Annotated in this window: 12 protein-coding genes; 4 read left to right on the top strand and 8 right to left on the bottom strand. The window is 64.1% G+C overall.

All coding sequences use genetic code 11. The features are described 5' to 3' along the window. Positions 1-85: 85 nt before the first annotated feature. The 4 genes from KMZ68_RS07365 (at position 86) to KMZ68_RS07350 (ending at position 3,879) form a co-directional block, all read left to right on the top strand. The gene (locus KMZ68_RS07365) at positions 86-379 is read left to right on the top strand and encodes a hypothetical protein (RefSeq protein ID WP_215615152.1); all 294 of its coding nucleotides are present in this window, start codon (positions 86-88) and stop codon (positions 377-379) included. A 77-nt stretch (positions 380-456) separates the two neighbouring features. Then, positions 457-1,848, top strand: coding sequence for a lytic murein transglycosylase (locus KMZ68_RS07360; RefSeq protein WP_215615151.1), 1,392 nt, complete (start codon positions 457-459; stop codon positions 1,846-1,848). A gap of 102 nt (positions 1,849-1,950) precedes the next feature. After that, entirely contained in the window at positions 1,951-2,454 is a 504-nt protein-coding gene (locus KMZ68_RS07355; RefSeq protein ID WP_215615150.1) for a DUF1993 domain-containing protein, read from the top strand. Positions 2,455-2,775: 321 nt separating this feature from the next. Beyond that, positions 2,776-3,879, top strand: coding sequence for an alkene reductase (locus KMZ68_RS07350; protein WP_215615149.1), 1,104 nt, complete (start codon positions 2,776-2,778; stop codon positions 3,877-3,879). Between the two features lie 189 nt (positions 3,880-4,068). On the opposite strand, the gene KMZ68_RS07345 is transcribed toward KMZ68_RS07350, so the two are convergent. The 8 genes from KMZ68_RS07345 to KMZ68_RS07310 all read right to left on the bottom strand — a co-directional run bounded on the left by KMZ68_RS07345 (position 4,069) and on the right by KMZ68_RS07310 (position 12,796). Then, positions 4,069-5,811 (bottom strand): ABC transporter substrate-binding protein, encoded by a 1,743-nt coding sequence (locus KMZ68_RS07345; protein ID WP_215616238.1) that lies wholly within the window; start codon positions 5,809-5,811, stop codon positions 4,069-4,071. Positions 5,812-5,940: 129 nt separating this feature from the next. Then, on the bottom strand, positions 5,941-6,267 hold the full coding sequence (locus KMZ68_RS07340; protein ID WP_215615148.1) for a DUF2160 domain-containing protein: 327 nt from the start codon (positions 6,265-6,267) through the stop codon (positions 5,941-5,943). A gap of 11 nt (positions 6,268-6,278) precedes the next feature. Then, positions 6,279-7,085, bottom strand: a complete 807-nt coding sequence (locus tag KMZ68_RS07335) for a carbohydrate ABC transporter permease (protein WP_215615147.1) — start codon at positions 7,083-7,085, stop codon at positions 6,279-6,281. Then, entirely contained in the window at positions 7,085-7,987 is a 903-nt protein-coding gene (locus tag KMZ68_RS07330) for a carbohydrate ABC transporter permease (protein ID WP_215615146.1), read from the bottom strand. Before KMZ68_RS07330 ends, KMZ68_RS07335 begins: the two co-directional genes overlap by 1 nt. Next, entirely contained in the window at positions 7,987-9,069 is a 1,083-nt protein-coding gene (locus KMZ68_RS07325) for an ABC transporter ATP-binding protein (RefSeq protein ID WP_215615145.1), read from the bottom strand. Before KMZ68_RS07325 ends, KMZ68_RS07330 begins: the two co-directional genes overlap by 1 nt. Positions 9,070-9,081: 12 nt before the next feature. After that, a complete protein-coding gene (locus tag KMZ68_RS07320; protein ID WP_215615144.1) occupies positions 9,082-10,161 on the bottom strand; it encodes an ABC transporter ATP-binding protein in 1,080 nt (359 codons plus the stop codon). Beyond that, positions 10,158-11,720, bottom strand: coding sequence for a glycerol-3-phosphate dehydrogenase (gene glpD / locus KMZ68_RS07315; RefSeq protein WP_215615143.1), 1,563 nt, complete (start codon positions 11,718-11,720; stop codon positions 10,158-10,160). The genes KMZ68_RS07320 and glpD overlap by 4 nt, the downstream gene beginning before the upstream one ends. Before the next feature lie 245 nt (positions 11,721-11,965). After that, entirely contained in the window at positions 11,966-12,796 is an 831-nt protein-coding gene (locus tag KMZ68_RS07310; RefSeq protein WP_215603233.1) for a DeoR/GlpR family DNA-binding transcription regulator, read from the bottom strand. Between the last annotated feature and the right edge of the window lie 49 nt (positions 12,797-12,845).

The raw sequence follows: 12,845 nt of genomic DNA, 5'->3' as shown, positions 1-12,845 counted from the left end.
AGTCCGCAATTCCTCCCGCGCAAATCGATGCCTGGCAGAACCGGCGAATCACTTATGTTCGGGGACCCACCTCGGGAGACTCCACATGGTTGCAGACAGTAACAGCCAGATCGCCTGGCATCGGGCCCAGATCAGGAAACAGCGCGAGGCCCTGAAACATCTGGAAACCGCCCGGTTTACCGTCGGCGAGATCGCTCGTTCGAAGGCCGCCGGCCGGACCCGGGAGACCGTAGCCGAGCTGAAGCGCAAGATCAGGGAATCCGAGGCGATCGTCGCGGCCCATGAGCGGCAGACCCGCCGCCCGATGACGACGGACCATCAGACTCTGGCCAGCGCGCAATGGAGCAACTGGAACGCCCGCGGATCTTCCAACACGTAAGGGGTGGCATGACGGCGGGGCCCGAATGATGCTACGAGAAGCCACCTTCTGCGAATTGGCATCAAATTAGGCACCGCATGAATCGCTCTTCGACGGCACTGTTGCTCGGCGTCACCCTGCTGGCGCATTCGTATGGACTGCAACAGGCTTCCGCCCAGCCGGCCGCAACCTCGGTCAGGCCCGCGACAGCTCCAGCCCGGCCGACGGCAAGTCCTGCGAGGCCAGCCGCAGCGCCGGGGCAACCGGCGGCGCCTGCCCCGCGCGGCGGCGCGGCCTGCCACAACGGCATGAGTTTCGACCGCTTCCTCGCCGATTTGAAACAACAGGCGATCACGGCCGGGGTGTCGCAGCGGGCGCTGGCGGAAGCCTCCCCCGGCCTTGTCTACGACCAGGGCATCGTCAACCGCGACCGCGGCCAGCGCGTGTTCGGGCAGGTGTTCACCGAATTCGCCGCGCGCATGGCCGCCGTCTACCGGATGCAGCAGGGCCAGGCCAAAATCAAAACCCATGCCGCGGCCTTTGCGCGCGCCGAGAAGGAATATGGCGTGCCGCCGGCGGTGATCGCCGCGTTCTGGGGACTGGAAAGCGATTTCGGCGCCAACATGGGCAATCTGCCGACGCTGCGCTCGCTGGTGTCGCTGGCCTATGACTGCCGCCGCTCGCAGATGTTCCAGGACGAGACCATCGCCGCATTGAAGATCATCGACCGCGGCGATCTTTCGCCCGCCGAGATGGTGGGATCATGGGCCGGTGAACTCGGCCAGACGCAATTCCTGCCGACGCATTATTTCAACTACGCCGTCGACTACGACGGCGACGGCCATCGCAATCTACTGCGCAGCCCGGCCGACGTGATCGGCTCGACCGCGAACTACATCGCCAACGGTCTGAAATGGCGGCGCGGCGAACCCTGGCTGCAGGAAGTGCGGGTGCCGCAAAATTTACCTTCAGGTTTTTCCTGGGACCAGGCCGATCTCACGATCAAGCATCCGCGCTCGAAATGGGCGCAGTACGGCGTCACCTATCCCGACGGCAAGGCGTTGCCGAATGACAATCTGCCGGCGTCGCTGCTGCTGCCGATGGGCCGCACCGGGCCGGCGTTTCTGGCCTATCCGAATTTCGCCGCCTACACCGAGTGGAACAACTCGCTGATCTATTCGACCACGGCCGGCTATCTCGCCACCCGTATCGCCGGCGCCGCGCCAATGCAGCGTCCCTCGGCGCCGGTGGCGCAACTTCCGTTCAACGAGCTGCGCGAGCTGCAGCAACTATTGGTGCGCGCCGGCTACAACGTCGGCAAGGTCGACGGCATCATGGGCCAGCAGAGCCGCAGCGCGGTGAAGGCGATGCAGATCAAATACGGCCTGCCCGCCGATTCCTGGCCGACCGCCGAACTCCTGGCGCGGCTGCGCGGCCAGCCCGCCGCGCCGCGCGCGACAGCGTTGCCCGGGCCGTCGGCGGTTCGCTAAGGTGTGATCGCTTCAAGAGTTGCATTTCGCCTGCCGAGGCCCCACCTCGAGCAGCGCAGCCCTGCCTTTCGACCGAATTCCACAGCAAGAAAAGAGTCCGACATGTCGTTCCACGACGCTTCCGTTGCCGCCTACCTGCAGATGCTCAACAGCCTTACCGGCATCCTCACCAAGGCCGAGGCGCATTGCAAGGCGAAGAACATCCAGCCCGACGTGTTGCTCGGCGCCCGACTCTATCCGGACATGCTGCCCTTCACCCGCCAGGTGCAGCTGGTCTGCGACTTCGCGACCAAGGGCTGCGCGCGCCTGACCCACAGCGAAGTGCCGGCCATTCCCGACACCGAAAAGAGCTTCGACGAATTGAAGGCGCGGCTGGCCAGGACCATCGACTATGTGAAGTCGTTCAAGCCGGCGCAATTCGAAGGCGCAGACAGCCGCGACGTCACCTTTCCGGCCGGCCCCGACAAGACCATGACCCTGAAGGGCCAGCAGTTCCTCAGCCATTACTCGCTGCCAAACTTCTACTTCCACGCCGCCACCGCCCACGACATCCTCCGGCACAACGGCGTCGAAATCGGCAAGCGGGATTTTCTCGGGGTGAGTTAGTCTCCCCCTCATGGTGAGGAGGCGCACTTGCACCGTCTCCGGACGATGCTTCGCCTCGCCGGGAGAACCATGAGGCCACAAGCGGGCCTTCATCCTTCGAGACGCGGCCAAACGGTCGCTCCTCAGGATGAGGAAAACAAAACGTGTCCCTGTATGACGCAAGAGGGAAGGAGGAAGCCGCCGATGTCCGCCACCACCCACGCCCCGAGGCGGATCGATCCGCCGCGCGGCTCGTCTGCGTTTGCCGAATAGCTCGGACATTGCGCTATCGGCGGTAATGCCCAACTCTCCCGCATCCTCACCTCACCCGAAAGCAACGACATGAGCCAGCCGACTAAACTGTTCGAACCCTACAAGCTCGGCCCGATCACGCTGCCGAACCGCCTTGTGATGGCGCCCCTGACCCGCAACCGCGCGGTCCCGCCCGGCATGGTGCCCAGTTCACTGGCGGTCGAATATTACGGGCAGCGCGCGTCCGCGGGCTTGCTGGTCACCGAGGCGAGCCAGGTCTCGCAGCAGGGCCAGGGCTATCAGGACACGCCCGGCATCTATTCCAGGGAACAGGTTGCGGGATGGCGCAAGGTCACCGACCGCGTGCATGAGCGAGGCGGCCGCATCTTCATCCAGCTCTGGCATGTCGGCCGGATCTCGCACACCTCGCTGCAGCCGAATGGCGGCGCGCCGGTCGCGCCCTCTGCGATCCGCGCCAAGGGCAAGACGTTCGTGAACGGCACCTTCACCGACATCTCCGAGCCGCGCGCGCTGGCACTGGAGGAAATCCCCGGCATCATCGAGAGCTTCAAACGCGGCGCTGCGAACGCGATCGAGGCCGGGTTCGACGGCGTCGAAATCCACGGCGCCAACGGCTACCTGCTCGACCAATTTGCAAAAGACGGCACCAACAAGCGCACCGACGCCTATGGCGGATCGATCGAGAACCGCGCCAGGCTGATGCTGGAGATATCGAAGGTAGTGGCCGCGGAAGCCGGCCCCGAGCGCACCGGCATACGCATTTCGCCGGTGACGCCGGCCAACGACGTTTCCGACTCCAATCCGCAGCCGTTGTTCGATCACATCGTAGACGGGCTCAACGCGCTGAAGCTCGTCTACATCCACGTCATCGAAGGCGCGACCGGCGGCCCGCGCGACAACGCGCCGTTCGACTACGCGTCGTTGCGCAAGCGCTTCAGCGGCGCCTATGTCGCCAACAACGGCTACGATTTCGAGCTCGCCACCAGGGTGCTCGCAGCCGATGCGGCCGACCTGATCGCGTTCGGCAAGCCGTTCATCTCCAACCCCGACCTGGTCGAGCGGCTGAAGAAGGGCGCACCGCTGAACGCGTTCGACAAGGCGACGTTCTACGGCGGCGGCGCGAAGGGATATACGGATTACCCGACGCTCGGCGCCGCGGAGTCGGCGGAGTAAGGTGAACGCGGCGCGCCTCTTCTCCCCGCTTGCGGGGAGAAGGTTGGGATGAGGGGCTATCTCCACGCATTCGACTCGCGGAGAGTCCCCCCTCACCCGGCGTTACGCGCCGACCTCGCCCCGTAAGCGGGGCGAGGTTAAAGAAAAAGGCCGGGATCGCTCCCGGCCTTTCGGTTTGTTGTGCCCGCCTCAGTTCAACGAGGCGCGCTTGGGCGGGGTGGCCGGCCACGACTTGATCAGCGCGTCGTAGTCGACGGTCTCGCCCTTCGGCTTCTCGTTCGCCAGCTTGCGCTGGGGCGCGATGGTCTTGTCCTTTTCGGCCTTCGCGAACCAGAATTCCGGCTTCTCCTTCTTGTTCAGCTTGGGCCCACAGGCGCCCTGCACGCCCGATTTTTCGAGGCGTTCCAGCACCGAGTCCTGGGCCGCAGCCAAGGCATCCATCGCCGCCTGCGGCGTCTTCGCACCGGACGACGCATCGCCGATGTTTTGCCACCACAATTGCGCGAGCTTCGGATAGTCGGGCACGTTGTTGCCGGTCGGGGTCCACTGCACGCGCGCGGGCGAGCGGTAGAACTCGATCAGGCCGCCGAGCTTCGGCGCACGCTCGGTGAACGACTTGTCCCAGATGTCGGATTCACGGATGAAGGTGAGACCGACATGGCTCTTCTTCAAGGAAACCGTCTTGGAGTTGATGAACTGCAGATAGAGCCAGGCCGCCTTGCGGCGATCCGGGGGCGTCGACTTCAAGAGCGTGGCCGAGCCGGCGTCCTGGTAGCCGAGCTTCATGCCTTCCTTCCAGTAGGAGCCGTGCGGCGACGGGGCCATGCGCCATTTCGGCGTGCCATCGGCGTTCACGACCGGAATACCGGGCTTCACCATGTCGGCGGTGAAGGCGGTGTACCAGAAGATCTGCTGCGCGATGTTGCCTTGCGCCGGCACCGGACCCGCTTCGGAGAAGGTCATGCCCTGCGCCTGCGGCGGGGCATACTTCTTCATCCATTCGAGATACTTGGCGATCGAATAGACCGCCGCCGGGCCGTTGGTGTCGCCGCCACGCTCGACGGATGAGCCGACCGGACGGCAGCCTTCCATGCGGATGCCCCATTCATCGACCGGAAGACCGTTCGGGATGCCCTTGTCGCCGTTGCCGGCCATCGACAGCCAGGCGTCGGTGAACCGCCATCCCAGCGACGGATCCTTCTTGCCGTAGTCCATGTGGCCATAGACCCGGACGCCGTTGATCTCCTTGATGTCGTTGGTGAAGAACTCGGCGATATCCTCATAGGCCGACCAGTTCACGGGAACGCCGAGGTCGTAGCCGTACTTGGCCTTGAACTTGGCCTTGTATTCCGGATTGGAGAACCAGTCGTAGCGGAACCAATAGAGGTTCGCGAACTGCTGGTCGGGCAGCTGATAGAGCTTGCCATCCGGACCCGTGGTGAACGACTTGCCGATGAAGTCGTTGACGTCGAGCATCGGATCGGTGACGTCCTTGCCTTCGCCCGCCATGTAGTCGGACAGAATGACCGTCTGGTTGTAGCGAGAGTGCGTGCCGATCAGGTCGGAGTCGTTGATCCAGCCGTCATAGACGTTCTTGCCGGACTGCATCTGGGTCTGCAGCTTCTCGACGACGTCGCCTTCCTGGATCAGGTCGTGCTTGACCTTGATGCCGGTGATTTCGGTGAAGGCCTTGGCCAGGGTCTTGGATTCGTATTCATGCGTCGTGATCGTTTCCGACACGACGTTGATGTCCAGGCCCTTGAAGGGTTCCGCTGCCTTGGCAAACCACTGCAGTTCCTTCATCTGATCGGCCTTGGACAAGGTCGAGGGCTGGAATTCGCTGTCGATCCATTTCTGGTTGACGGCGTCGTCCGCAAATGCGGGCGCGGCTATGCCGACCGATGCCGCAATCATCGCCGCGGCGCTGGTCATGGTCAGAAAGTTATTCTTGGTCAAGGGATCGCTCCTTCTCCTCAAGTATCGCATGTTGGTTCCTCCGGTTGCAGCGATGAACACTCTTCAGGCCCGGGTTGATCCCGGATCTGCTCTTTTTCGCTCTCCTCAGACGGTGCGGAAGATCGCAACGGCCGAAACGAGCGAAATTGCGGTGGCGAGCCACAGGCTCGGAACTTCAATGCCTTCTCCGACCGGAATGGTCAGAAGCGTGTCGGTGCCGACGAGGCCGATCCACAACAGGTGAATGACAGCGGCCATGATCAACGAAAGGAACAGCCGGTCGCCGCGCGTGGTCGGAATGCGCAGGATCCCGACGCGTTCGGCTTCGGGATAGGCGACCGCGAGCCAGGTCATGACCGCGAGCGTCGTGGCCAGCAGCGCGAAGAAGATCGCGGTCGGGACCGTCCAGGCCATCCATGCGATGTGTTCCATCGCTGCCTCCCTCAAACCCTGCCGAGCGCGAAGCCGCGCGCGATGTAGTTGCGGACGAACCAGATCACCAGCGCGCCGGGGATGATGGTGAGCACGCCGGCAGCGGCGAGCAGGCCCCAGTCGACCCCGGCGGCGGACACCGTACGCGTCATGGTCGCGGCGATCGGCTTGGCGTTGACCGAGGTCAGCGTGCGCGCCAGCAGCAGTTCCACCCAGGAGAACATGAAGCAGAAGAATGCCGCGACGCCGATGCCGCTGGCGATCAAGGGCACCAGGATCTTCAGGAAGAAGCGCGGGAACGAATAGCCGTCGAGGAACGCGGTCTCGTCGATCTCGCGCGGCACGCTGGAGACGAAGCCTTCGAGAATCCACACCGCCAGCGGCACATTGAACAGGCAATGCGCCAGCGCCACCGCCCACGGCGTATCGAACAGGTTGATCGCGGAATAGAGATTGAAGAATGGCAGCGCATAGACCGCCGGCGGCGCCATCCGGTTCGACAGCAGCCAGAAGAACAGGTGCTTGTCGCCGAGGAAGCGGTAGCGCGAGAACGCGTAAGCCGCCGGCAACGCGAACGAGATCGAGAGCACGGTATTGATCAGCACGTATTTCAGCGAATTGAGGTAGCCGGAATACCAGCTCTCGTCGGTGAAGATGCGCATGTAGTTGGCGATGGTCGGCTGATGCGGCCACAGCGTCATGGTGGTCACGATCTCGTTGTTGGTCTTGAAGCTCATGTTGACCAGCCAGTAGATCGGCAGCAGCAGGAAGATCAGGAACAGCGAGAGGATGAGGCGGCGGCCGGGGATCGAATGCATCATGCGCCTCCCTTGTCGGCGCGGTGCTCGACGCCGGCATTGGTCATGACGGTGTAGAACACCCAGCACACGATGATGATGATGAGGTTGTAGACCAGCGACAGCGCCGCAGCCTTGCCGAGGTCGAACTGCCCGAGCGCGATCTTGACCAGCTCGATCGAAACGAAGGTGGTCGAATTGCCCGGCCCGCCGCCGGTCACCACGAACGGCTCGGTGTAGATCATGAAGCTGTCCATGAAGCGCAGCAGCACCGCGATCAGCAGCACCCTGTTCATCTTCGGCAGCTGGATCGCGGTGAACACCGCCCAGCGCGACGCACCGTCGATCTGCGCCGCCTGATAATAGGCGTCGGGGATCGATTTCAGTCCGGCATAGCACAACAGCGCGACCAGGCTGGTCCAGTGCCAGACATCCATCACGATGACGGTGGCCCAGGCATCGAATTCGTTGGAGACGTAGTTGTAGTTCAACCCGATGTGGTTGAGCACGTAGCCCATCAGGCCGATGTCGGGCCGTCCGAAAATCTGCCAGATGGTGCCGACCACGTTCCATGGAATTAGCAGCGGCAGCGCCATGATCACGAGGCAGGCGGCGACCCGCCAGCCCTCGCGCGGCATCGACAGCGCGACCACGATGCCGAGCGGCACCTCGATCGCGAGAATCGCCGCCGAGAAGAACAGGTTGCGCCACAGCGACGCCAGGAAGCGCTCGCCGAGATCGGTGGTGGGATCGAGCAGTTCCTTGAACCAGCCGACGCCGTTCCAGAAGAACTGGTTGTTGCCGAAGGTGTCCTGCATCGAATAGTTGACGACCGTCATCAGCGGCAGGATCGCGGAGAACGCCACGATCAGGAACACCGGCAGCACCAGGAACCAGGCTTTCTGATTGACGGTCTTGTCCATTATGCCCCCTCGACCAGAAGGCTGTCGGCGTAGACGTGAACATGCGCGGGGTCGAACAACAGTCCGGCCTCGTTCCCGGGAATCGAAAATCCCGGCGGCACCCGTGCCGCGAATTTGGCGTCGCCGACGCGGACCCGCGCGAAGCGGACCCGGCCGAGATCGTCGATCCGCTCGATATTGGCCAGCAGCAGGCCGGAGCCGGGCGGCGCGATGTCGACGAATTCGGGGCGCACGCCGATTTCGATCTTCGCGCCCGGCGGCAGGCCGTCATAGTTGCGGTCGAGCCGGATGATGTGGCCGTCGATCCGGGCCTCACGGCCCCGCACTTCGGCGGACACGATGTTCATGCCGGGCGAGCCGATGAAATAGCCGACGAAGGTGTGGGCCGGCTTGTCGAACAGTTCCGCCGGCGTGCCGCTCTGCACCACGCGGCCGTCATGCATCACGACCACGGTATCGGCGAAGGTCAGCGCCTCGGTCTGGTCGTGGGTGACATAGATCATGGTGAGGTCGAGCTCGCGGTGCAGCGCCTTGAGCTTGGAGCGCAGCTGCCATTTCAGCTCGGGATCGATCACCGTCAGCGGCTCGTCGAACAGCACGGCGGCGACGTCGGAGCGCACCAGCCCGCGGCCGAGCGAGATCTTCTGCTTGGCATCCGCCGTCAGCCGCGTCGCCTTGCGCTCCAGATAGGGCGTGAGGTCGAGCAGGTCGGCGATCTCGGCGACCCGCGCCAGGATGTCGCTCCTGACCATGCCGCGATTCTTCAACGGAAACGCCAGGTTCTGTCCGACCGTCATGGTGTCGTAGATCACCGGAAACTGGAACACCTGCGCGATGTTGCGCTTCTGGGTTGACAGCGGTGTGATGTCGACGCCGTCGAACAGGATTTTTCCGCGCGACGGGGTGACGATGCCGGAAATCAGGTTGAGCAGCGTGGTCTTGCCGCAGCCGGACGGCCCGAGCAGCGCATAGGCCCCGCCCTGCCGCCAGGTCATCGAGATCGGCTTCAGCGCAAAGGATTCGGGGGCGGCATCGTTGCCGCCGTAGGAATGCGCGAGATCGACGAGGTCAATGCGGGCCATGTTGCATATCCCTCACATCGCGCCTGGTGCTGCGACCAAGCGGCCGGCCGCGTCGAACACAAAGACATTGTCGGGATCGAGCACGGCGTCGAGCACGTGGCCCGGCTCGAACTCGTGCACGCCCTGCAGCACCGCGACCCAGTTGGAGGCGTCGCGACTGAGATGCACGAAGCTTTCCGAGCCGGTGATCTCGGTCACGGTCACGGTGGCGTGGAAGGCGTGGCGGCCGGCGATGCCCTTGGCGACCTCGAGCTGATGGGCGCGGAAGCCGACGCGGTAGGCCCCGTCGCCGAGCCCGGCATAGAGTCCGGAGGCCGGCGCCTTGACGCCGCCGGCATATTGCACCGAGCCGTCGTGCTTTTCGATGCCGACGATGTTGAGCGGCGGATCGGAAAACACCTGGGCGACGCGCAAGGTGTCGGGATGGCGATAGACCTTCGAGGTGTCGCCGGCCTGCAATACCTCGCCTTCCCACATGCAGACGGTGCGGCCGCCCAGCAGCAGGGCTTCCGACGGTTCGGTGGTGGCGTAGACGAAGATCGCGCCGGAGGCTTCGAAAATGCGCGGCAGTTCGGTGCGCAGTTCCTCGCGCAGCTTGTAGTCGAGATTGGCCAGGGGCTCGTCGAGCAGCACCAGGTCGGCGCCCTTGACCAGTGCACGCGCGATCGCGGTGCGCTGCTGCTGCCCGCCCGACAATTGCAGCGGCGTGCGGTCGAGATACGGCTCGAGCTTGAGTAGTCTTGCCGCCTCCTGCACGCGCTTTTCGATTTCCTCGCGCGGCCGGCGCTGCACCCGCAACGGCGAGGCAATGTTTTCATAGACCGTCAGCGAGGGATAATTGATGAACTGCTGATAGACCATCGCCACCGAACGCTGGCGCACGTCGAGGCCGGTGACATCCTTGCCGTCGACCAGCACGCGGCCCGAAGTCGGCGTATCGAGGCCGGCCATAAGCCGCATGATCGAGGTCTTGCCCGACAGCGTCGGGCCGAGCAGCACGCTCAAGGTGCCGCGCTCGAGCGTCAGCGAGACATCGCGGATGGCCGGAATGCCATCCACGGTGCGCGTGACGTGCTCGAGCGTGACCGTCATGTCCGCCCTCCTGCTTCACGCAAGGGAGGCCCGGAAGCAACGTGGTTGGCGGCCATCCAGTCTTCAAGTGCGGCAACCTCGGCCGCCGACAGGCGCAAGCCGAGCTTGGAGCGCCGCCAGACGATGTCTTCGGCGGTGCGGGCCCATTCGTTGGCGATCAGGTACCTGACCTCGCTCTCGGTCAGGGTGGCGCCGAAGGACTGGCCGAGATCATCGAGCGATCTGGCTTCGCCGAGCAGTTTTGCAGCGCGAGTGCCATAGGCATGCGCCAGACGGTTGGCATGGGCAGAGGTCAGGAACGGATAGTTCCGCACCAGTTCCGCCGTCAGCGCCGCGATCGCCGAGACGTCGATGTCGCCGCCGGGCAGCGGCGACTTGCCGGTCCAGCCTTGCTTGGCCTTGAAGACCTCGCGGGGCGTGGCGCCGCGCAAATATGGCGCGAGACGTTCGAGCGCTTCCTCGGCGAGGCGCCGGTAGGTGGTGATCTTGCCGCCGTAGATCGACAGCAGCGGCGCGCCGCCGGGGGTGTCGAGTTCGAACACGTAATCGCGGGTGGCGGCCTTGGCTTCGCTGGCGCCGTCGTCATAGAGCGGGCGGACGCCCGAATAAGTCCAGACCACGTCCTCCGGCTTGACCGGCTTGGCCAGATATTCGCTGACGGAATCGCAGAGATATTTGATCTCCTCGCCGGTGGCTTTCACCTTGGCGGGATCGCCGTCGTAATCGCGGTCGGTGGTGCCGATCAGGGTGAAGTCGTCCTGATAGGGAATCACGAACACGATGCGGCCGTCGCTGTTCTGGAACATGTAGGCGCGGTCATGGGCATAGAGCTTGCGGACCACGACGTGGGAGCCCTGCACCAGCCGCACTTTGGCCTTGGCGTTGACGCCGGCGCCGGAGGCCAGCACATTCTCGACCCAGGGACCGCCAGCGTTGACCAGCGCGCGAGCCCTGATCGTCGAGCGCGCGCCGCTCACGGTATCCTCGACGGTGACGTGCCAGATGCCGTCGGCCTGCCGGATCTCGACCGCGCGGGAACGGGTGCGGATCTCGGCGCCGCGGTCCGCCGCATCGCGCGCGGTGAGCACCACGAGGCGGGCGTCGTCGACGAAGCAGTCGGAATATTCGAACGCCCGAGTGAAACGGTTGGGCACCAGCGGCTTGCCGACCTCGTCACGGGTCAGGTCGACCGAACGCGTCGGCGGCAGCAATTTGCGGCCGCCGATATGGTCGTAAAGAAACAACCCCAGACGCAGCAGCCAGGCCGGACGCAACCCTGCATGGTGCGGCAAAACGAAACGCAGGGGACGGATGATGTGCGGGGCGATCTGCCAGAGGATTTCGCGCTCGATCAGCGCCTCGCGCACCAAACGAAACTCGTAATATTCGAGGTAGCGCAAGCCGCCATGCACGAGCTTGGTCGACCAGGATGACGTCCCGCTGGCCAAATCATTCATTTCACAGAGGAAAACTGAATTGCCACGGCCCGCCGCGTCGCGCGCGATGCCGCAGCCGTTGATGCCGCCACCAATGATCGCGAGGTCGAAAATTTGGTCCAACAGACGCTTCCCCGGCGTTCGCCTGTTCACTTAGGCGATTTCGCTTTCGGTTTCGAATAAAACACAACCAAATACGAAAGCAAGCGAAAACAGAAGACTTGCGCATTTCAACGCCGATGGCGGCAAAATCTGGAAAAAGTGGAAATTGCGCTCGTCTATCGAGCGATCAATCGTTCAAACGATGCTCAGACGAGTGTTTCGCTGATCCAACCGCACCTCGGGCCGATCCCGAGGGGCCGCAGCGATCAGGCGCGCCGCAGGGTGGGCGGAGCGGGCTCGGGGCCGGCTTCGTCGATATCGACCGACGGTTTCGGCATCGCCTCGATCACCTCGATGCCTCTGCTATGGCAGATGTTGGCGATGCCGGCCGGCAGCGCCGCGTCGGTCACAAACGTCTGGATCTGGCTGAGATGGGCGATGCGCACCGGCGCGCTGCGGCGCAGTTTGGTCGAATCGGCGACCAGCATGACGCTGCGGGCATTGGCGATGATGGCCTGCGCCGCCTGCACTTCGCGATAGTCGAAGTCCAGTAGTGCGCCCTCCTCGTCGATCGCCGAGGCGCCGATGATGGCGTAATCGACCTTGAACTGGCCGATCAGGCTGATCGCGGTCGAGCCGATCACCGCACCGTCGGCGCGGCGCACCGCGCCGCCGGCCACGATCACCTCGATGCGCGGATGCCGGTACAACAGCATCGCGACGTTGAGGTTGTTGGTGATGACGAGCAGATCCTCATGCGAGGTCAGGGCGCTGGCGACTTCTTCCGTGGTGGTGCCGATATTGATGAACAGCGAGCAGCCGTTCGGTATCTGCGCCGCGGCGGCGACTCCGATCGCCTTCTTCTCCTCGGCGGCGACGAAGCGGCGCGCCTCGTAGGCGAGGTTCTCGACCCCGGAGGCGATGATGGCGCCGCCATGGATGCGGGTCAGCGAGCGGTGGTCGCAGAGGTCGTTGAGATCCTTGCGGATGGTCTGCGCCGAGACCTCGAACCGGCGGGCGAGATCGTCCACCATCACCCGGCCGAAGGCACGGGCGATATTGAGGATTTCGGATTGGCGGTGGGTCAGTCCGGTCACGGGGCACCTCGGGACAACAAACCCTATGGTGCGGCCGATTGGCTAGCCG

The sequence above is a fragment of the Bradyrhizobium sediminis genome (assembly GCF_018736105.1).
Classification (GTDB): domain Bacteria; phylum Pseudomonadota; class Alphaproteobacteria; order Rhizobiales; family Xanthobacteraceae; genus Bradyrhizobium.
The sequence above is the reverse complement of the archived record's forward strand: the minus strand, read 5'-3'. Positions and strand labels throughout refer to the sequence as shown.